The sequence below is a fragment of the Streptomyces sp. KL116D genome (assembly GCF_030766975.1).
In the GTDB taxonomy this organism is placed as follows: Bacteria; Actinomycetota; Actinomycetes; order Streptomycetales; family Streptomycetaceae; genus Streptomyces; species Streptomyces longispororuber_A.
Genome location: NZ_JASERH010000083.1, coordinates 15,106 through 33,668 on the forward strand (window position 1 = coordinate 15,106; position 18,563 = coordinate 33,668).

The 18,563-nt window shown below is 73.3% G+C and carries 20 protein-coding genes; 12 read left to right on the top strand and 8 right to left on the bottom strand.

Annotated features, from left to right (window positions below):
• Window positions 1-2: 2 nt before the first annotated feature.
• The gene (locus RBJ77_RS31810) at window positions 3-2,366 is read right to left on the bottom strand and encodes a phosphoketolase (protein WP_372348130.1); all 2,364 of its coding nucleotides are present in this window, start codon (window positions 2,364-2,366) and stop codon (window positions 3-5) included.
• A 266-nt stretch (window positions 2,367-2,632) separates the two neighbouring features.
• Here RBJ77_RS31810 and RBJ77_RS31815 point away from each other — a divergent pair, with 266 nt between their 5' ends.
• The 8 genes from RBJ77_RS31815 (at window position 2,633) to RBJ77_RS31850 (ending at window position 8,828) form a co-directional block, all read left to right on the top strand.
• Window positions 2,633-3,106: a carboxymuconolactone decarboxylase family protein gene (locus tag RBJ77_RS31815; RefSeq protein ID WP_372348131.1), complete on the top strand. Its 474-nt coding sequence runs from the start codon at window positions 2,633-2,635 to the stop codon at window positions 3,104-3,106.
• Window positions 3,107-3,312: 206 nt separating this feature from the next.
• Window positions 3,313-3,774, top strand: a complete 462-nt coding sequence (locus tag RBJ77_RS31820; protein ID WP_372348132.1) for a Crp/Fnr family transcriptional regulator — start codon at window positions 3,313-3,315, stop codon at window positions 3,772-3,774.
• 69 nt (window positions 3,775-3,843) lie between these two features.
• A complete protein-coding gene (locus RBJ77_RS31825; protein WP_372348133.1) occupies window positions 3,844-4,272 on the top strand; it encodes a GNAT family N-acetyltransferase in 429 nt (142 codons plus the stop codon).
• A 104-nt stretch (window positions 4,273-4,376) separates the two neighbouring features.
• Window positions 4,377-4,775, top strand: coding sequence for a two-component system response regulator (locus tag RBJ77_RS31830; protein ID WP_372348134.1), 399 nt, complete (start codon window positions 4,377-4,379; stop codon window positions 4,773-4,775).
• 181 nt (window positions 4,776-4,956) lie between these two features.
• On the top strand, window positions 4,957-5,313 hold the full coding sequence (locus tag RBJ77_RS31835; RefSeq protein ID WP_372348135.1) for a VOC family protein: 357 nt from the start codon (window positions 4,957-4,959) through the stop codon (window positions 5,311-5,313).
• A 117-nt stretch (window positions 5,314-5,430) separates the two neighbouring features.
• Window positions 5,431-7,818, top strand: coding sequence for an ATP-binding cassette domain-containing protein (locus RBJ77_RS31840; RefSeq protein ID WP_372348136.1), 2,388 nt, complete (start codon window positions 5,431-5,433; stop codon window positions 7,816-7,818).
• Window positions 7,819-7,906: 88 nt separating this feature from the next.
• Window positions 7,907-8,260 carry a hypothetical protein gene (locus tag RBJ77_RS31845; protein WP_372348137.1) on the top strand — a complete coding sequence of 118 codons (354 nt, stop codon included), beginning with the start codon at window positions 7,907-7,909 and terminating at the stop codon, window positions 8,258-8,260.
• A 94-nt stretch (window positions 8,261-8,354) separates the two neighbouring features.
• Window positions 8,355-8,828 carry a carboxymuconolactone decarboxylase family protein gene (locus RBJ77_RS31850; protein ID WP_372348138.1) on the top strand — a complete coding sequence of 158 codons (474 nt, stop codon included), beginning with the start codon at window positions 8,355-8,357 and terminating at the stop codon, window positions 8,826-8,828.
• Here RBJ77_RS31850 and RBJ77_RS31855 read toward each other — a convergent pair.
• On the bottom strand, window positions 8,804-9,400 hold the full coding sequence (locus tag RBJ77_RS31855; protein ID WP_372348139.1) for a TetR family transcriptional regulator: 597 nt from the start codon (window positions 9,398-9,400) through the stop codon (window positions 8,804-8,806). The genes RBJ77_RS31850 and RBJ77_RS31855 overlap by 25 nt on opposite strands.
• A 135-nt stretch (window positions 9,401-9,535) precedes the next feature.
• Here RBJ77_RS31855 and RBJ77_RS31860 point away from each other — a divergent pair, with 135 nt between their 5' ends.
• Window positions 9,536-10,873, top strand: a complete 1,338-nt coding sequence (locus RBJ77_RS31860; protein ID WP_372348140.1) for a carboxypeptidase regulatory-like domain-containing protein — start codon at window positions 9,536-9,538, stop codon at window positions 10,871-10,873.
• On the opposite strand, the gene RBJ77_RS31865 is transcribed toward RBJ77_RS31860, so the two are convergent.
• Window positions 10,861-11,985 carry an aminotransferase class V-fold PLP-dependent enzyme gene (locus tag RBJ77_RS31865; protein WP_372348141.1) on the bottom strand — a complete coding sequence of 375 codons (1,125 nt, stop codon included), beginning with the start codon at window positions 11,983-11,985 and terminating at the stop codon, window positions 10,861-10,863. The genes RBJ77_RS31860 and RBJ77_RS31865 overlap by 13 nt on opposite strands.
• Window positions 11,986-12,019: 34 nt before the next feature.
• The gene (locus tag RBJ77_RS31870) at window positions 12,020-13,339 is read right to left on the bottom strand and encodes an MFS transporter (protein WP_372348142.1); all 1,320 of its coding nucleotides are present in this window, start codon (window positions 13,337-13,339) and stop codon (window positions 12,020-12,022) included.
• Window positions 13,340-13,454: 115 nt separating this feature from the next.
• Between RBJ77_RS31870 and RBJ77_RS31875 the strand changes: the two genes are divergently transcribed.
• Entirely contained in the window at window positions 13,455-13,823 is a 369-nt protein-coding gene (locus RBJ77_RS31875) for an ArsR/SmtB family transcription factor (RefSeq protein WP_372348143.1), read from the top strand.
• Between the two features lie 6 nt (window positions 13,824-13,829).
• Here the strand turns inward: RBJ77_RS31875 and RBJ77_RS31880 are convergent, their stop codons facing one another.
• The 3 genes from RBJ77_RS31880 to RBJ77_RS31890 form a co-directional block, all read right to left on the bottom strand.
• Window positions 13,830-14,462: a class F sortase gene (locus RBJ77_RS31880; RefSeq protein ID WP_372348144.1), complete on the bottom strand. Its 633-nt coding sequence runs from the start codon at window positions 14,460-14,462 to the stop codon at window positions 13,830-13,832.
• A 17-nt stretch (window positions 14,463-14,479) separates the two neighbouring features.
• Window positions 14,480-14,995 carry a hypothetical protein gene (locus RBJ77_RS31885; protein WP_372348145.1) on the bottom strand — a complete coding sequence of 172 codons (516 nt, stop codon included), beginning with the start codon at window positions 14,993-14,995 and terminating at the stop codon, window positions 14,480-14,482.
• A 116-nt stretch (window positions 14,996-15,111) separates the two neighbouring features.
• Window positions 15,112-16,218, bottom strand: a complete 1,107-nt coding sequence (locus RBJ77_RS31890; protein ID WP_372348146.1) for a D-alanyl-D-alanine carboxypeptidase family protein — start codon at window positions 16,216-16,218, stop codon at window positions 15,112-15,114.
• Between the two features lie 236 nt (window positions 16,219-16,454).
• On the opposite strand from RBJ77_RS31890, the gene RBJ77_RS31895 reads away from it, so the two are divergent.
• Window positions 16,455-16,907 carry a cyclic nucleotide-binding domain-containing protein gene (locus RBJ77_RS31895; RefSeq protein ID WP_372348147.1) on the top strand — a complete coding sequence of 151 codons (453 nt, stop codon included), beginning with the start codon at window positions 16,455-16,457 and terminating at the stop codon, window positions 16,905-16,907.
• Between the two features lie 24 nt (window positions 16,908-16,931).
• On the opposite strand, the gene RBJ77_RS31900 is transcribed toward RBJ77_RS31895, so the two are convergent.
• Window positions 16,932-17,807, bottom strand: a complete 876-nt coding sequence (locus tag RBJ77_RS31900) for a hypothetical protein (RefSeq protein ID WP_372348148.1) — start codon at window positions 17,805-17,807, stop codon at window positions 16,932-16,934.
• Window positions 17,808-17,992: 185 nt separating this feature from the next.
• On the opposite strand from RBJ77_RS31900, the gene RBJ77_RS31905 reads away from it, so the two are divergent.
• Window positions 17,993-18,556, top strand: coding sequence for a hypothetical protein (locus tag RBJ77_RS31905; RefSeq protein WP_372348149.1), 564 nt, complete (start codon window positions 17,993-17,995; stop codon window positions 18,554-18,556).
• Window positions 18,557-18,563: the final 7 nt, after the last annotated feature.

The window sequence follows — 18,563 nt, forward strand, 5'->3', positions numbered from 1 at the left end:
GGTCAGCCGGTCCAGGACCAGTCGGCGACCTCCGGCAGATCGGTGCCGTGCGCGCGGATCCACGCGTGGTGCCGGGTCCGGGCGTCGACCATGGCCTGGCGGACGCCCGCCGCCCGGACCGCGAGGCCGGGCACCCGGTCGACGACGTCCATGACCAGGCGGTACCGGTCCAGGTCGTTGCGGACGACCATGTCGAACGGCGTGGTCGTCGTCCCCGACTCCTTGTAGCCGCGGACGTGGAGATGCTCGTGGCCGCCCCGGCGGTAGGCGAGGCGGTGGATCAGCCACGGATAGCCGTGGTAGGCGAAGATCACCGGCCGGTCGGCGGTGAACAGCGCGTCGTACTCGAAGTCGGGCATGCCGTGCGGGTGTTCGTCCCGGGGCATGAGCCGCGCCATGTCGACGACGTTGACGACCCGGACCGCGAGTTCCGGCAGGTGCGTGCGCAGCAGGCCGGCCGCCGCGAGGACCTCCTGGGTGGGCACGTCGCCCGCGCAGGCCAGGACGACGTCCGGCTCCCGGGAGCCGTCCTCGGTGCCCGCCCACTCCCAGATCCCGGCGCCGCGCGCGCAGTGGGCGCGGGCCTCGTCCAGGGACAGCCAGTCGTAGCAGGGCTGTTTGCCCGCCACGACGACGTTGACGTAGTCGCGGCTGGCCAGCACGTGCTCGGCCACGGAGAGCAGCGTGTTGGCGTCCGGCGGCAGATAGACGCGGACGACGTCGGGGCTCTTGTTCAGGACGTGGTCGACGAAGCCGGGGTCCTGGTGCGAGAAGCCGTTGTGGTCCTGGCGCCACACGTGCGAGGTCAGCAGGTAGTTGAGGGAGGGTACGGGCGCCCGCCACGGCAGCCGCCGCGCCGTGCCGAGCCACTTGATGTGCTGGTTGACCATCGAGTCGACGATGTGGACGAACGCCTCGTAGCAGGAGAACAGGCCGTGCCGCCCGGTCAGGGTGTACCCCTCCAGCCAGCCCTGGCAGAGGTGCTCGGACAGCACCTCCATCACCCGGCCGTCGCGGGACAGGTGCTCGTCGGTGGCCACGGTCCGCTCCTGCCACGCCTTCCCGGTGGCGTCGAAGAGGGCGCCCAGCCGGTTGGAGGCGGTCTCGTCGGGGCCGACGACCCGGAAGTCGCGCCGGTCCGCCGAGTCCCGCATCACCTGTGCGAGGAGGTCGCCGAGGACCCGGGTCGGCTCGTGGAGCGTGCTGCCGGGCTTGTCCACGGGGACGGCGAACCGTTCGAGCGGGGCGACCGGCAGCGCGCGGGTCAGCAGCCCGCCGTTGGCGTGCGGGTTCGCGCCCGGGCGGCGGTCGCCCTCGGGGACGTGCGCGAGGACCTGCGGCACGGGGCGGCCCGCGGCGTCGAAGAGCTCGCCGGGACGGTAGGAGCGCAGCCACGCCTCCAGCTGCCGCAGGTGCGCGGGGTTCTCGCGGACACCGGAGAGGGGCACCTGGTGGGACCGCCACGTCCCCTCGACGGGCTCGCCGTCGACCGTGCCGGGGCCCGTCCAGCCCTTCGGCGTGCGCAGCACGATCACCGGCCACCGCGGTCGTGTGCCGCCGCCCGAGGAGCGGGCCTCGTGCTGGATCCGGGCGATGCGGTCCAGCGCCCGGTCCAGGGCGCCCGCCAGGTCCTGGTGGACGCGCAGCGGGTCCGCGCCCGTGACGTGGATCGGCTCGTGGCCCAGCCCCTTCAGCAGGGAGTCCAGTTCGGCGTCGGGGAGCCGGGAGAGCACCGTCGGGTTGGCGATCTTGTAGCCGTTGAGGTGGAGGATCGGCAGGACCGCTCCGTCGTGCACCGGGTCGAGGAACTTGTTCGCGTGCCAGGAGGCGGCGAGCGGCCCGGTCTCCGCCTCGCCGTCCCCGATGACGCAGGCGACCAGCAGTCCGGGGTTGTCGAGGGCGGCGCCGTAGGCGTGCGCGAGGGAGTAGCCCAGTTCGCCGCCCTCGTGGATCGAGCCCGGGGTCTCGGGCGCCACGTGGCTGGGCACCCCGCCGGGGAAGGAGAACTGGCGGAACAGCCGCGCCATGCCCGCGGCGTCCCGCGTGACGTCCGGGTAGGTCCGCGTGTAGCTGCCGTCCAGCCACGCGCCCGCGAGGACGGCCGGGCCGCCGTGGCCGGGACCCCACACGCACAGGGTGTCCAGGTCGCGTTCCTTCACGACGCGGCCGAGGTGGGTGTGCAGCAGCGTGAGTCCGGGCGAGGTGCCCCAGTGGCCGAGCAGGCGCGGCTTGATGTCCTCGGGGACCAGCGGCCGGGTCAGGAGCGGGTTGTCGAGCAGGTAGATCTGGCCCGCCGCGAGGTAGTTCGCGGCCCGCCAGTGCGCGTCGAGTGAGGCCAGCTGGTGCTTCGACAGGGCCTTGGCCATGGGGATCTTCCTTCCGGGTGTCGCCGGGTGTCGCCGGGTGTCGCCAGGAGTTGCCGGGTGTCGCCGGGGTCGTCGGTGTTCGGGCCTGACACGGGTGCCCACGCTGCCACCGGGTCAACGGGCCGCAGGAGGGGCGAACCGGTCCCGTCGCGGGAGCCGCCCGGCCCACGCCCGCTGTGGACGCGGGCCGGGCCGCATCACATCCCGGCGGGCTGTCGCGTCGAACGGACAGCACGATCCCGACCCACCACGACACAGGAGCCCACATGGAAGCCCGTCTCGACCTCTTCGGCAGCCCGCTCGCCGGCACGTTCATGAAGCACCTCGTCTCCGCCGGGCGGGTGCTCCAGGGCGGGGCCGTGCCCGCCGCGACCCAGGAGCTGGTGAACCTGCGCACCAGCCAGATCAACGGCTGCGGCTTCTGCGCCGACATGCACACCAAGGAGGCGGTGCGTGCGGGCGAGGACCCGACGCGGCTGCACCTCGTCGCGACCTGGCGGGAGGCCACGGTGTTCACCGACGCCGAGCGGGCCGCCCTCGAACTGGCCGAGCAGGGCGCCCGGCTGGCGGACGCCGCGGGCGGCGTCACCGACGAGGCCTGGCAGAACGCGGCGAAGCACTACGACGAGGCGGGGCTCGTCTCCCTCGTGTGCCAGATCGCCGTCATCAACGCCTTCAACCGCCTCAACGTCCTCACCCGGCAGCCCGCCGGTGACTACGTGCCGGGCATGTTCGGCTGACGGCTTCGGCCGACGGCTTCGGCCGGCGACTTCGGCCGGCGGCCGGACGGCATCCGGGTGGGGCGCACCGGACCCGGCACGGGGACCACTCGGCCCCTGCCCGGCGCGCCCCGCCCGGGTGACCCTGGAAGGCGACGGGAAACGGACGGGCCAGGGTGGCCGCCCCGGCGCCCGGCGGACCGCCGCCACCCGGAGGAGGCCCGACGATGACCACGACCACGACGCCGCGCCTGGGGCAGGCCCTGCCCGCCGTCCACCGCGGTCAGCTGATGCGCGTCGCCCGCCAGGTGAGCTTCCCGGCGGGCACCCGGCTGTTCGAGGAGGGCGGGCACGCCGACCGGTTCTGGATCGTCCGCACCGGAACCGTCGCCCTCGACCTGCGCGTGCCGGGTCGCCGCGCGGCCGTCGTCGAGAACCTCGGCTTCGGTGAACTCGTCGGCTGGTCCTGGCTGTTCGAGCCGTACGTGTGGCAACTCGGCGCCGAGGCCGTCACACCGGTGCGCGCGCACGAGTGCGACGCGGCGTTGGTGCGTGAACTGTGCGTCCAGGACCGGGAGCTGGGCCGGGAGCTCGGGCTCTGGGTGGGCAAGGTCCTCGCCCACCGGCTCCAGGCGGCCCGGGTCCGGCTCCTCGACCTGTACGCGCCCTACGGCAGCGGATTCACGTGAGGCGCGCACTCGAGAGATCGCCGAGAAATCGCTTGGATTTTCCAAGTGGCCCCGTTACGCTCCCACGTCATGATCACCACCAGGGACGACGGCTATGCACTCAGCACCGACCCGGACCGGATCGACGTCGACCGGGTGCACCACTGGCTCTCCACGGACGCCTTCTGGGCGCTCGGCCGCAGCCGTGAGACCGTCGAGCAGTCGATCCGCGCCTCCCTCAACTTCTCCGTCCACGACCCTGACGGAGCGCAGGCCGCGTACGCGCGCGTGGTCACCGACCTGGCGACCTTCGCCTGGCTCTGCGACGTCTACGTGGCTCCCGGGCACCGCGGCAAGGGGATCGGCACCTGGCTCGCGGGCGCCGTCCGCGACCATCTCGCGCCGTACCGGCTCAAGCGCTTCCTGCTCTCCACGCTCGACGCCCACGAGGTCTACGCGAAGGCCGGTTTCGTGCCCGTGCCGAACCCGGAGCGCCTGATGATCCTGAAGACGGACTGACCGCCGGAGGCGTGGCCGGTGCGTGCCAACGGTCCACGGAACAAGCCGACTTCAGGGATACTGCGTCACACGAGGAGACCTACCACGGAGGCAGTTGAAGGTCGATGGCCGACACCGCGAAGGTTCTCCTGGTGGACGACCGCGAGGCCAGCCTGCACGCGTGGGAGGCGGCCCTCGAACCACTCGGTGTCCCGACGGTGCGCACCGACAACGGCGACGACGCGATGAAGATCGCCCTGCGCGGCGGCATCGGGCTGATCCTGCTCGACGTGCGGATGCCCGGCATCAGCGGTCTGGAGGTGGCCGCCTACCTCAGCCGGCTCGACCAGACCCGGCACATCCCCATCATCCTCGTCACCGGCATAGGAACCAGCGCCCTCGCCCGCACCGCGATCGAGCTGGGCGTCGCCGACCTGCTCGTGAAGCCGGTCGACCCCTGGCTCCTGCGGGTCAAGGTGAACTATCTCCTGAACGTGGCCGAGCGCACCGCCGACGTCCCCTGAGGCCCGCCCCACCTGGGGCGGAGCGGATCGGTCAGGAATCGAGAAGCGCGGCTCCCACCCGGCCCTTAGCGTGGCAGTCATGGGCATCAACCGTCATCACGGACGAACCTCCGCATGCCGGACCTATCTCCGTTCCGTGAACGAAACGATCCCGTCGCCCGCCACGACTTCAGGAGAGATCATGAGCGAATCGTCCGTCCAGGGAATCAAGACCGTCCTGCACCCGGTGTCCGACCTGGCGAAGGCCAAGGGCGTGTACGCGGCCCTGCTCGGCGTGGAACCGCAGGTCGACGACAGCTACTACGTCGGCTTCGAGGTCGCCGGGCAGCACATCGGCCTCGTGCCGGGCGGCGGTCCGCAGGCCATGACCGCGCCGGTCGCCTACTGGCACGTACCGGACATCGAGGCGAAGCTGGCCGAGGTGACGGCCGCGGGCGGCGTGGTGAAGGAGCCCGCGCACGACGTCGGCGGCGGCCGGGTCGTGGCCACCGTCACCGACCCCGACGGCAACGTCCTCGGACTGCTCCAGGACCGCTGAACCCCCGCTGCGCCCCGCCGCCCGGACGCCGATCCGGAAAGCAGGGGCGCAGCGGCCCGTTTTCGCCGAGACTTGCCACGACCAGGCGCCCGCCGAGCAGATGGAGAACCGACGGACATGGCCAAGAGGACGACCGCGCAGGCGCCCGAGCCGCATGCAGCCGACAGCCACGACCTGATCCGCGTGCACGGCGCGCGGGTGAACAACCTCAAGGACGTCAGCGTCGAGATCCCCAAGCGCCGCCTCACCGTGTTCACCGGTGTCTCCGGTTCGGGCAAGAGCTCGCTGGTGTTCAGCACGATCGCCGCGGAGTCGCAGCGGATGATCAACGAGACGTACAGCGCGTTCGTCCAGGGCTTCATGCCGACGCTCGCGCGGCCCGACGTCGACGTGCTCGAAGGCCTGACGACCGCGATCATCGTCGACCAGCAGCGGCTCGGCGCGGACCCCCGCTCCACCGTCGGCACGGTCACCGATGCCAACGCGATGCTGCGGATCCTCTTCAGCCGGCTCGGCAAGCCGCACATCGGCCCGCCCAGCGCGTACTCCTTCAACACCGCCTCCGTCCGCGCCAGCGGCGCCATCACGGTGCAGCGCGGCGACAAGACGAAGGCACAGAAGGCCACCTTCGAGCGCACCGGCGGCATGTGCACGCGCTGCGAGGGCCGCGGCTCGGTCTCCGACATCGACCTCACGCAGCTCTACGACGACTCCAAGTCGCTGTCCGAGGGCGCCTTCACCATCCCCGGCTGGAAGTCGGACAGCCAGTGGACCGTGCAGGTCTACGCCCAGTCCGGCTTCGTCGACCCGGACAAGCCGATCCGCAGGTACACCAAGAAGGAACTCCAGGCCTTCCTCTACGGAGAGCCGGTCAAGGTCAAGGTCAACGGGGTCAACCTCACCTACGAGGGCCTGATCCCCAAGATCCAGAAGTCGTTCCTGTCCAAGGACAAGGAGGCGATGCAGCCGCACATCCGGGCGTTCGTGGAGCGCGCGGTCACCTTCACCGTCTGCCCCGAGTGCGACGGCACCCGGCTCAGCGAGGGCGCCCGCTCCTCGAAGATCAAGCGCATCTCCATCGCCGACGCCTGCGCGATGGAGATCCGGGACCTCGCCGAGTGGGTCCGCGGTCTGACGGAGCCGTCGGTGGCGCCGCTGCTGACCGCGCTGCAGCAGACCCTCGACTCGTTCGTGGAGATCGGCCTCGGCTACCTCGCCCTGGACCGCCCCTCGGGCACGCTCTCCGGCGGCGAGGCGCAGCGCGTCAAGATGATCCGCCACCTCGGCTCCGCGCTCACCGACGTCACGTACGTCTTCGACGAGCCGACCAGCGGGCTGCACCCGCACGACATCAGCCGGATGAACGACCTGCTGCTGCGCCTGCGGGACAAGGGCAACACGGTGCTCGTCGTGGAGCACAAGCCGCAGACCATCGCCATCGCCGACCACGTCGTCGACCTCGGCCCGGGAGCCGGCAGCACCGGCGGCACCGTCTGCTTCGAGGGCAGCGTCGACGGGCTGCGCGGCAGCGACACCGTCACCGGCCGGCACCTCGACGACCGGGCCGCCGTCAGGGACACCGAGCGCAAGCCCACCGGCACCCTGGAGGTCCGCGGCGCCACCGCGCACAACCTCCAGGGCGTCGACGTCGACATCCCGCTCGGCGTCCTCACCGTGGTCACCGGTGTCGCGGGCTCCGGCAAGAGCTCGCTCGTGCACGGTTCGATCCCGCCCGGCGAGGGCGTCGTCTCCGTCGACCAGAGCGCGATCAAGGGCTCCCGGCGCAGCAACCCGGCCACGTACACCGGGCTGCTCGAACCGATCCGCAAGGCGTTCGCCAAGGCCAACGACGTGAAGCCCGCCCTGTTCAGCGCCAACTCCGAAGGCGCCTGCCCGACGTGCAACGGCGCGGGGGTGATCTACACCGACCTGGCGATGATGGCCGGCGTCGCCACGGTCTGCGAGGACTGCGAGGGCAAGCGGTTCGAGGCGTCGGTCCTGCAGTACCGGCTCGGCGGCAAGGACATCAGCGAGGTCCTCGCGATGTCGGTGGCCGAGGCGGAGGAGTTCTTCGGCGCGGGCGACGCCAGGCTGCCGGCCGCGCACAAGATCCTGGAGCGGCTCGCCGACGTCGGCCTCGGCTACCTCAAGCTGGGCCAGCCCCTCACCACGCTCTCCGGCGGCGAGCGGCAGCGGCTCAAGCTGGCCGTGCACATGGCCGACAAGGGCGGCGTCTACGTCCTCGACGAGCCGACCACCGGCCTGCACCTCGCCGACGTCGAGCAGCTCCTCGGCCTGCTGGACCGGCTGGTCGACGCCGGCAAGTCGGTGATCGTCGTCGAGCACCACCCGGCGGTCATGGCGCACGCCGACTGGATCATCGACCTGGGCCCCGGCGCGGGCCACGACGGCGGCCGGATCGTCTTCGAGGGCACCCCCGCCGACCTCGTCGCCGACCGCTCCACCCTCACCGGGGAGCACCTGGCCCGCTACGTCGGAGCGTGAGCGCGGCCCCCCGGGACCAGGGGTGGTCCCGGGGGCCGACCTGTCCGTATGACAGAGTCGGCGCTCACGACCGACATACGGGGGAGCGGTGACGGACGACGGGACCAGGGCCACGTGGGGCCTGATGATGTCGCATCTGCAGGGCGGGCTCGGCGGGGTCCGCTGGGCGACCCGGTCGGTCGGGCACGTGATCGGCACCCGGCAGGAGGCGGCGCAGGCCCTGCACCGCCACGTCCTCGCCTTCGAGCCGAAGCACCCGCTGAACGTGGTGCGCCGGACCGTCTACGAGGACGGTGACGGCTATCTGGTGATCGCGGAGGGCCTCACCCAGACCTTCGAGTACGCGTTCCGGCTCTCCCGCGTCGTGTACGACACCCGGCCCGACGCCCCGCCGCAGCCGGCCGCCCCACCGCCGCCGTTCGCCCCGCCCGCCGTCCCCTGACCGGACCGGAAGAATCGTCGGGCCGAGCTGTCACACTTCCGCGCCGGGCTCCGTCATGGCTGTGTACGGACGAGAACGCAGCGAGGAGAACACCATGGAAGCGCGACTGAACATCTTCGGCAGCCCCGTCGCCGGCCGGTTCATGAAGTACATCAACTCGGCGGGCAAGGCGATCACCGACTCGACGCTGCCCGCCGCGACCCAGGAGCTGGTCAAGATCTGCGCCAGCCAGATCAACGGCTGCGCCTTCTGCACCGACATGCACACCAAGGACGCGGCCCACGCCGGCGAGACCTCGGTGCGCCTCAACCTCGTCGCCGCCTGGCGCGAGGCCACGGTCTTCACGGACGCCGAGCGGGCCGCCCTCGAAGTGACCGAGCAGGGCACCCGGATCGCCGACGCCGCGGGCGGTGTCAGCGACGAGGCCTGGGCCGACGCCGCCAAGCACTTCGACGAGGAGCAGCTGGCGGCGCTGGTGTCGCTCATCGCCCTCATCAACACGTACAACCGGCTGAACGTGCTCGTCCGGCAGCCCGCGGGCGACTACGTGCCGGGCATGTTCGGCTGACCGGCGGTCCGCGGCTCGACGGCGGCGTCGATCAGCCGGCGGGCGGCGGCGTCCGTGCGGGCCGCGTCCCCCGTCACCAGCCGGTCCAGGCACAGCCCGCGCAGACCGGACACCAGGAGCGTGGCGTTCTCCCGCGCCACGCTCCCGTCATGTCCGAGCCGGACGTACGCGTCCGCGATCGGGCCGACCATCACCTCGACGGTCTCCGCGGCCAGCCCGCCGTACTGCTCCGGGTGCGTCGCGGCCAGGCTGAGCAGCTGGAGCAGCATCCGGATCGGCCCCGCCTGTTCGCCGACCGTGATGGCCTCCCAGAGCCCGTCCGCCGCGCGCCGCAGCCCCTCGGTGTCCGCGACGCCGTCGAACATGGCGCGGGCATCGGGGCGGCTCTCGGCCAGCGCCCGGGCGAGCAGCTGCTCCCGGCTGCCGAAGTAGTAGAGCAGCATGCGCTTCGTCGTGCCGATCTCCGCGGCGAGCGGGCTCAGCGAGAGCCCCGCCAGACCGTGCCGCTGGACGTACGCGACGACCTGGTGGAGGAGTTCGACGCGCTTCTCGGTGTTCTGGGGGCGGGCCACGTTTTTAATGTACCGACAGGTACGTGTACCGTCCATTCGTCATTTCTGTGCCGACCGGTACAGGAATAGGGCGAGGGAACGGAGCACGACACGGTGGAGAGCGGTGCGCGACCGCGCGGGGTGGCGGCGAGGGCGTTGGCGGAAGCGGTCTGGTTCCCCGCGGTCCTCTTCCTCGGGATCCTCTTCTTCTTCGCCCCGGCGCTGCACGCGCCGGAGCCGCACCACGTGACGGTGGCCGTCGCGGACGGGGCGGCACCTGCCCGGGTCGAGAAGGCGCTGGCCGTGCGGTACCCCGGCGGCTTCGACGTCACCCGCGTGCCGACCGCGCGGCAGGCCCGGCAGGCCGTCCTCGACCGGGACGCCTCCGCCGGCTACGCGGTCGACGGCACCCGCCCCGTGCTCTACGTGGCCAAGGCGAACGGTGCCTCCCTGGAACAGGCCCTGACCACGGCCTTCGACACGGTGGCCGGAAGCGACCACCTCGCGGTGCGGGACGTCGCGCCGACCACGGACGAGGACCGGCTCGGCTCGACCGTCCTCTACTTCGCCATCGCGTGGAACATCCCCGCGTACATCCTCGCCACCACCCTGCTGCGGGCCGTCGCCCTCGACCGGCGCCGCAAGCTCCTTGCGATCGCCGTCGTCGCCGCGGTGTTCGCAGCGGTCGGATACGGGGTGGGGGCGGGGCTCGGCTATCTGCCCGCCGACCCGGCCGTGACGGGCGTGGCCTTCCTGCTCACCGCGGCGGTGGCCACGACCGCGTCGGGGCTCGCGCCCTTCACCCGCCGGTTCCTGCCCGCGATCGGCATGACGCTGTTCATCGTCATGTCGATCCCGACGAGCGGGGGAGCGGTACCGGCGCCCCTGCTGCCGGAGCCGTACCGGGCCCTGCACGCCGTCATGCCGCTGGCCAACGCGGTCGACGCGCTGCGCGGGATCCTGTACTTCGGCGGCGCGGGCGTGCTCCGGCCGGTGCTCGTGCTGTGCGCCTGGATCGCCGGGGGCGCGGCCCTGCTCGGCCTCGACTTCCTGCGCCACCGGCGCGCCGCCGCGGACGGGGCCGCGGCGGCGCCCGCGGTCGCCGAGCCGCCGGTGGACGACCCGGTCCTGGAGACACCGGTGCCGACCGCGCTGCCGGTGCACCGCCACCACTTCGGCGACCCGGACCCCGTCCTGACCGGTGTGGTCAGGGACGCGGGTCAGGACCCGGTGCGCGGCGCCGCGGTCGTCGTACTCGACGGCGGCGGACGGCAGTTGGTGTCCACCGTCACCGACGCGCAGGGCCGCTACGCGGTGGCGGGCCTGCCCGAGGGACACGTCGGCGTGGTGGCCTCGGCGCCCGGCCGGCACCCGGTGGCGCGGCGCAGGCAGGTGCGGCCGGGGGAGACGGCCGAGGCGGACTTCACGCTGCGCGGTCGCGCGGCGGACCTGGCGAGGGCCGGGGCCGACGCGCCCTCGTCTCAGGCCGGTTGAGGCGTGCCGGGCAGCAGGGCCGCCAGCGCGCGCAGGATCTCCGCGACCTCTTCGTCGGTGAGCGGGACGAGTTCCAGGAGCAGTTCGCCGCGGTCCTGGTGCTGCGTGATGACCCAGATCTGCGGGGAGCCCGCCCGCAGTGCGGCCGCCAGCGCCGCGGCGTCCCGCCCCGCCACGGCCGGGTCCACGACGACGTTCGCGCGCGGGAACGGCAGTCCCGTCGGATCGTCCACGACCGTGCCCGCCACACCGGGCAGCGCCGAGACCCGCGCCGCGAAGCGGGCGACCTTGTCCGTCTGTGCCCGCCGCCAGGCGACCCGATCGAGCTCCGCGCGCAGCCGGAGCGCCTCGACGACACCGATGACGGCCTCCTTGCTCGCCTTCATCGCCCGCCCGATGCCCTTCTCCTGGGCCCGTACGGCGCGCACCGCCTCCGCCCGCCCGAGCACCAGGCCCGCCGTCGGCGACCCCAGGTACTTCTGGCCGCTGACCAGGACGAGGTCGGCGCCGGTGGCCAGCAGTTCGTCGATCCGCAGGTCCTGCGCCGCGCCGTCCACGACCACCGGGACGCCCCGCCGGTGCGCGGCCGCCACGGCGTCCGCGAGCGGGACCGGGGCGCCCCGGGTCAGCCGCGACGACACCAGGACCAGGCACGCGGTGTCCGGGTGCGCGAGATCCCGCTCCAGGTCCGCGACGGTGCACTCGTCCTCCGTTCCCGACACGACGGGGGTGGCGCCCGCCAGTCGGACGTCCTGGACGAGGGGGTGCCCGTAGTCGACCGTGTGCCCGGCCGGGAGCACGACGCGCGTGGGCATGCCGCGGGTGTCCGGCAGCGCCGCGATCCGCTCCGGTGCCGTGCCCGTCATCGCCGCCGCGACCGACAGCGTGATCGCCGAGGAGGTGCAGTGCACCACCGTGGCGGCCTGCGCGCCGGTGGCCCGGGCGACGGTCCGGCTCGCGAGGTCCTGCAGCTCCTCCATGACGAAGAAACCGGACAGTGCCGCGGCGACGGCCGCGGTGACCCGCTCGTCGCTCCGCGAGACACCGAGCGGCGTGAACGGCCCCCTGGCGTTGATGACCTGCGTCAGCCCGTACTGATCGTGAAGTCCCATGGGGGAATGGTGCCTTGAGCCGCTGCGGCACCGGTCAGGGGTGTGCCGCGTGCAGTCCGTCGGCCAGTCGGGCATGGCTGTGCCGCCAGCCGTCCCCCGCCCGCACCGCACCGCTGACGTGCGGATGGTCGGCGGCGAGTCCCACGTGCTCGTGCTCGACCACGTCGTCGGCCCGGGGCCACAGCCGCACGGCGCCGACCGCCGCCGCCAGGGCCACGGCCCCGAGCACGACCACCGCGGCCGACAGCCCCGCGGCGGCCCCGACCCAGCCGGCCAGCGGATACGTGACCAGCCAGCAGGCGTGCGACAGCGAGAACTGCGCGGCGAAGGCCGCCGTCCGCTCCCGCTCGGGCGCCGCCCGCCGCACCAGCCGCCCGGCCGGGGTGAGCACCGCGGAGCACCCGGCACCGAACGCCGCCCACGTGACCAGCAGCGCGCCGACCCGCCAACTCCCGCTCCCCGAGGCCGTGACGACCCCGAGCGCGGCGAACACGAGCCCCAGCGACAGCGCGCCGCGCAGCATCACCGCGCGCTCCCCGGCCCGCTCCAGCACCCGCGGCAGCGCGAGCGCCACGACCATCGAACCGGCCCCGTACGCGCCGAGCGCCAGCGGCACCGCCCCCGCCGGCAGACCGAGGAACTCGCGTACGTAGACGACGGAGTTGACGGTCACCAGGGCGCTCGCCGCCGCGACGGCCAGATTCAGCGCGAGCAGTGACCGCAGCTGCGGCACCCGGAGGAAGAGCCGCGCCCCGGCGGTCACCGGAGCACGGGCGCGGCGCGCCGCGCGCGGCAGGACCGTGGAGCCCACCAGCGCTGCCGAGACCAGGAAGCCGAGCAGCGTCCCGGTGAACAGCCGGTCGTACGTGACCACGGAGAGCAGGGCCGCGGCGAGCGCCGGGCTGAACAGGCTCTCCAGGTCGTAGGCGAGGCGCGCCAGCGACAGCGCCCGCGTGTAGTCGCGCTCGTCGGGCAGCACGTCAGGGATCACGGCCTGGAAGGCCGGCGTGAAGACGGCCGACGCGGACTGGAGCAGGAAGACCAGGACGTACACCTGCCAGATCCGGTCGACGAACGGCAGGGCGAGCGCCACCGCCGCCCGGATCAGGTCGGCGCCCACCAGCAGGGCCCGGCGCGGCACCCGGTCCGCGAACGCGCCGACCAGCGGCGCGATGAGCACGTACGCCGTCATCTTGATCGCGAGGGCGGTGCCGAGCACGGAACCCGCGGCGGCGCCCGCCATGTCGTACGCGAGGAGGCCGAGCGCGACGGTGGCGAGTCCCGTGCCGACCAGCGCCACGACCTGGGCGGCGAACAGATGACGGTAGGTGCGGTTGCGCAGGACGGTGGGCATGCGGCGGACTCACACGGTTCATAGTCGTCATGTGCGCATCTGCGCACATGACGACTATGAAGGGGTGGTGTCCCGCAGTCAACAGGTCCCGCGGACCGGCCCTAGGCTGGGCCCCATGCCTGACAGCGACCCCATCCCACCTGCGGCAGGTGCGCATCTGCGCGATCCCGACAGCGCCCGTCTCGCCGAGGCGACCCGGGTGTTCGCCCTGCTGTCGGACGCGACGCGGCTGCACCTGCTGTGGCTGCTCGCCCTCGACGAGCTCGACGAGTCCGACGTGGGGTCCCTGGCCGAGCGGGTCGACGCGTCCCGCACCGCGGTCAGCCAGCACCTGGCGAAGCTGCGCCTGGCGGGCCTGGTCGAGGCCCGCCGCGAAGGCCGCCACATGCACTACCGGCTCACCGACGGACACCTCAGGCGCCTGGTCACGGAGGCGCTGAGCCACGCGGACCACCGGGTGTCCGGCCGGGCGCCGCACGACTGACCGGGGTCAGCCGCCGCGTACCGAGGTGAGCAGCCCGTACAGCACGACGTTGCCCGCGTACCCGGACCGCTTGGAGTACGTGCCGCCGCAGGTGATGACCCGGAGTTCGGGCAGGCCGGTGCTGCCGTAGACCCGGCGGTCGGGGAAGTCGGTCTTGTCGACCACGTCGATGCCGTGGATCTCGAACACGGCCGTCCTGCCGTCGGCCCGCTCGACCTCGATGTGCTCGCCCTTCTTGAGCGAGCCGAGACCGTAGAAGACGGCCGGCCCTTCGGCGTTGTCGACATGGCCGTCGATGACGGCCGTGCCCCGCTCGCCGGGGGTGACCGCGCCGGTGAACCACCCGGCCAGATTCGCCTTCCGGGGCGGCGGCGCGTCCAGCCAGCCCTCCGCGTCACGGCCGACCTCGGTGAGCGGCGCGTCCACGCCGATCTCCGGGATGCGGATCCGGCGCGGGACGGAGGCGGACAGTGGATCGGCGGGCGGCGTGCTCGTGCCGAGCTTCGCCGCGCCGGGCTCCGGCTGCGGCGGTCCGTCCGCCTGCGAGACGCCGTGGTGCACCAGCAGCACACCGGCGAGCAGCACCACGGCGAGGAACGACCACGAGGGCCGGCGGATCTTCGAGGGGGCCGGGGACACGGGCGGCTGCCGGGCCGTCAGGAGGCGTCGGAGCGGCGCTTGCGCAACCGCAGACCGGCCATGCCGAGGGCACCCGCGATCAGCGCCCCGCCGGCCGCGACCAGAGCCGGGTCGGTACTGCCGGACGACCCGCCGAGACCGGCCTTCACGCCGCGGTCGACGGTCGTGCCGGAGTGGTCGGAGCCGGTGGCGATGGTGAGGGTGGCCCGCCCCTTCTCGCCGTTGCAGTCGAAGGTGACGTCGTACTGCGCGCCGGGCTTGGCGTCGGGATAGACCCGGGCCGTGGCGGAGTGCCCCTCGTTCAGGGTGACCGCGTCAAAGACCGGTGCGTCGACCCGCACCGAGGGGACGTCGCACTCCGTGGAGCCGAGGGTGACCGTGCCGCCCGCCGCCACCGTGCTCGGGGTGACCGTGAAACCGAACGACGTGACGTCGGGCTGGGTGCCGCCGTCGTCCGCGACCGCGCCGGGCGCGGTCAGGCCGACCGCCGCGAGGGAGACGAGGGCCGAGGTCAGCACGGATATGGAGCGCATACGGATCCTCCAGGAAGGGGCGACCCCTGCGACGCTATGAGCGCCGCCGGACGTCGACCATTCGGCGGGGGCCGAACGGGGTGGCCGCGGCCGCGGGTGAGGGCGGTGCGGGGCGGTCAGTGGGTGCCGCGGCGGGTGCGCAGCCGACGGCGCAGCAGCAGCGAGACGCCGGACAGCACGACGAGGGCGGACGCCGCCCCGAGGTGCTTCACGAGTCCGGACGCCGGGTGGGGCGCCTCGGCGGGCGCGGCTGCGGCGGGCGGGGCCGCCGTCACGTGCCGGACCGCCGGGGTCCGTTGGGGGCCCGCCTGCTGCCGCGCCCGCAGCGGCGCCGCCGCGAAACCCCAGTCGAGCAGGGCGCGGGCCTCCTCGTAGACCGCGTTGAACGACTCCTCCTGCGGGTTCATGACGGTCACCAGGATCGTCCGGCCCTTGTGCGTGGCGGCCGAGACGAGGGTGTTGCCCGCGTGCGAGGTGTAGCCGTTCTTGACGCCGATGAGCCCCGGGTACGGCTCCACGCCGTGCGAGCCCACGAGCAGCCGGTTGGTGTTCTGGATCTCGTACGCGTCCGGGCCCCCGGCGGCCGGGAAGCGCGCCCACTTGGTGCCCATGTAGCGGCGGAAGTCGGGGTTCTTGAAGCCCTCCTTGGCGATGAGGGCCAGGTCGTGCGCGGAGGAGTACTGGCCGGGGGCGTCGAAGCCGTCGGGGGAACGGACCTGGGTGTCGTGGGCCCCGATCCGGCGGGCGGTCGCCTGCATCTGGGCCAGGGTGCGGGGCAGCCCGCCGTTCATCCGGGAGAGGGTGTGCACCGCGTCGTTCCCCGAGCTGAGGAACACCCCGCGCCACAGGTCGCCGACCGTGTAGCGGTGGCCCTCGTCGACCCCGACCAGGCTGCTGCCCTCGGCGACCTCGGAGAGATCCGCCGACGTGGCCCGGTGGACGAGGTTCTGACGGAGCTTCGGCAGCACCGTGACGGCGAACAGGGTCTTGAGCGTGCTGGCGGGCGGCAGCCTGCGGTGCGGTGCCTTGGCCGCCAGGACGTCGCCGGTGCGGGCGTCCATGACCTCCCAGGACAGCGCCGACACCGACGGCACCGCGGGCGGCGCCGGCGCGGGCCCCACGGCCGGGGCGGGAGCGGCGGCCCCCACGGCGAGCACGGTGCAGGCGCCGGACAGCACAACTGCCTTGGTAATACGGGGGTAAAAGCGGATGAAAGTCGCCATGGCGGAAACGTAGGGCCATGATCGTCGGCCCGCGATCCGCTTACGCCATCCGCAGCTGAGCGAGATCCACATGCGGCCAAATCCGTCCACCGTTAGCCTTTTCGGGTGACAGCCGTCCAGCAGGGGCGGCTGTCCTGGTGAGGAGCGGGAGGCGACGCTGGGTACGCCAGGGGTCACGCTGGGTGCGGCCGCGGCGTACGTACGCTGGAACGACACGACGGTGGAGGTGTTCCGCCATGACAGCGCAGACACGACTGCTCAACCGGCTCCCGCGCGCCTACCGCGATCGTCTGATGCCCCTGGCGAGGGAAGTCTCGTTCCCACAGGACTCCCGGATCTTCGAGGAGGGCGACATCGCGGACCGGTTCTGGATCATCCGGACCGGCGCGGTCACCCTCGACGTCCGCGTCTCCGACCGGGAGCGGCTGCCCGTCGATCCCCTCGGACCGGGCGATCTGCTCGGCTGGTCCTGGCTGTTCGCGCCCTACGCGTGGGACTTTGGCGCCGAGGCGTTCAGTCCGGTGCGCGCCCATGAGTTCGATGCCGCGGCGGTGCGCAATCTCTGCGATCTGGAACCGGCCCTGGGCGTGGCCCTGCTGCACGGGGTCGCCGAGGTGATGGCCCAGCGGCTGGTGGCGGCGCGCGTCAAGCTGGTCGAGGCGCACCGCACGCACGGCCGCTTCGTCTAGGCGGGCAAGGCGGCGGGGCAGGCCCTAGCGGGCGGGTTCCACCACGCGGGGCCTGGGCAGTCCGATGGGGTTGGGGAACGGCAGCACGTTCGCTTCCGTGACCCGCCCGGCCGGTTCCTTCAGCGCCGCGAGCAGCTGGTCCGCCGCCCGGTCGGTGAGCGGGCGCAGCAGCCGGCCGGCCAGCCGGTCCGTCGTGTCCTCCACGTGTGCGCGTTCCGTGCGGCCCAGGTCGGTGACGTGCCCGTCGGTGTCGAGCAGCCGCCGGGAGCGCAGCGCGTCGACGGCGACCGCCCACTCCTCCTCGCTCCAGCCGCGGTCCAGCCGGATCCCGTCCTTGGGCACCCGGTCCGTCGCCGCCGCGAGGACCAGCGCCGCACAGCCGTCGAGATCGTGGTCGGCGAGCGCCGCCGCGTGCGCGTCCCCGCGGAACTCCCGCAGGGACGTGGTCAGTTGCCACAGCTGCTCGACGGGGTCGGCGCGCTCGGGCAGCGCCTGGTTGGCGGCGAACAGCGGGCGCGCGATCGCCGGGGCGTCCGCGACCATCGCCGCGAGCGGACCGAGGAGCTGCGGGGCCGTCGCCGCGATCCCGGGCGCGACGGCGCGCAGCGCCGCCGCGGCCCGCACGGCCCGCTCGTCGACCACCCGCTCCGGGGTGACCCCGGGCACGGACCAGGCCGCGGGCAGCGCCCGGGCCACCATGTCCGGCGCGAACACGGCGAGCGCCGCGCCGGCGACCGGCGCGGGCACCGGTCCCAGCGGGGCGGTGCGGGCGGCGAAGTAGCCCATCCAGAAGCCGCTGAGGCCGAGGGCCCTGCCCAGGCCGCGGCAGTGCTCGTCGAAGTAGGTGACCGCGTGCAGCGGTTCGGTGCGCAGCCACAGTGCCCGGGCCCTTGAGTCCATGAACGCGGAGATTACCGATCCGGCGGGCCCACGGGGAGAGGGCCGACACGTTCCGGGGATCACCCGTCCGTGCCCCTTCCCTCACCCGACCCGACGCCTCGATGGGCGGACGGTGGGCGCGCGGGGTTGGCTCGGCCGAGTACCGCACCCGTGGCCGTCGACCGGCCGCACCGGAGAGGAACCCCATGCGTCGCACCGCGACTCTGCCGACCGCCGCCGCTGCCGCCGTCGTCCTCACCCTCGCGGCGCCCGTGTGCGCCACCGCGTGGGCCGAGGGGGACGGCTCCGCCTGGGACGACAGCAGCACCACGTGGGACGAGCCCGCCACGTCGGCCGCCACCCTGGAGCTCGTGCCGGCCGACGCCCGCCCCGGCGCCACCGTCACCGCGAACACCGCCGCGTGCGGCAAGGACCGGAACGCCACAGGTGACGCCAACAGCCTCGGAGCGGGTGACTTCCCGCTCCGCACCAGCACCCAACAGGGCGACGTCGTCGGCCAGTTCCAGGTCCCGTCCGGGGCCAGACCCGGCACCTACCCCGTCTCCGTGAGCTGCGAGAGCGGCACCGTCGTGCGCCGGACCCTGACCGTGTCAGGCCGGGGCGACACCGAGATCCACGGCGTGCACGCGGGCGACGGAGGTTCGCTCGGCGGTCTCAGCACCGTGCAGCTCGTCCTCGGCGGCGCGCTGATCGCCGGAGCCCTGGGCGCGGCGGGCTTCTACGTGCGCCGCCACGTCCAGGGCCTGTAGCGCAGTG

Excerpts from the sequence above, each read along its gene's own strand:
- RBJ77_RS31885 (WP_372348145.1), bottom strand. The coding sequence starts at position 14,995 with ATGCGCTCCATATCCGTGCTGACCTCGGCCCTCGTCTCCCTCGCGGCG.
- RBJ77_RS31875 (WP_372348143.1), top strand. The coding sequence starts at position 13,455 with ATGCCTGACAGCGACCCCATCCCACCTGCGGCAGGTGCGCATCTGCGC.
- RBJ77_RS31840 (WP_372348136.1), top strand. The coding sequence starts at position 5,431 with ATGGCCAAGAGGACGACCGCGCAGGCGCCCGAGCCGCATGCAGCCGAC.
- RBJ77_RS31820 (WP_372348132.1), top strand. The coding sequence starts at position 3,313 with ATGACCACGACCACGACGCCGCGCCTGGGGCAGGCCCTGCCCGCCGTC.
- RBJ77_RS31865 (WP_372348141.1), bottom strand. The coding sequence starts at position 11,985 with ATGGGACTTCACGATCAGTACGGGCTGACGCAGGTCATCAACGCCAGG.
- RBJ77_RS31870 (WP_372348142.1), bottom strand. The coding sequence starts at position 13,339 with ATGCCCACCGTCCTGCGCAACCGCACCTACCGTCATCTGTTCGCCGCC.
- RBJ77_RS31835 (WP_372348135.1), top strand. The coding sequence starts at position 4,957 with ATGAGCGAATCGTCCGTCCAGGGAATCAAGACCGTCCTGCACCCGGTG.
- RBJ77_RS31825 (WP_372348133.1), top strand. The coding sequence starts at position 3,844 with ATGATCACCACCAGGGACGACGGCTATGCACTCAGCACCGACCCGGAC.
- RBJ77_RS31815 (WP_372348131.1), top strand. The coding sequence starts at position 2,633 with ATGGAAGCCCGTCTCGACCTCTTCGGCAGCCCGCTCGCCGGCACGTTC.
- RBJ77_RS31895 (WP_372348147.1), top strand. The coding sequence starts at position 16,455 with ATGACAGCGCAGACACGACTGCTCAACCGGCTCCCGCGCGCCTACCGC.
- RBJ77_RS31890 (WP_372348146.1), bottom strand. The coding sequence starts at position 16,218 with ATGGCGACTTTCATCCGCTTTTACCCCCGTATTACCAAGGCAGTTGTG.
- RBJ77_RS31810 (WP_372348130.1), bottom strand. The coding sequence starts at position 2,366 with ATGGCCAAGGCCCTGTCGAAGCACCAGCTGGCCTCACTCGACGCGCAC.
- RBJ77_RS31900 (WP_372348148.1), bottom strand. The coding sequence starts at position 17,807 with ATGGACTCAAGGGCCCGGGCACTGTGGCTGCGCACCGAACCGCTGCAC.
- RBJ77_RS31830 (WP_372348134.1), top strand. The coding sequence starts at position 4,377 with ATGGCCGACACCGCGAAGGTTCTCCTGGTGGACGACCGCGAGGCCAGC.
- RBJ77_RS31905 (WP_372348149.1), top strand. The coding sequence starts at position 17,993 with ATGCGTCGCACCGCGACTCTGCCGACCGCCGCCGCTGCCGCCGTCGTC.
- RBJ77_RS31850 (WP_372348138.1), top strand. The coding sequence starts at position 8,355 with ATGGAAGCGCGACTGAACATCTTCGGCAGCCCCGTCGCCGGCCGGTTC.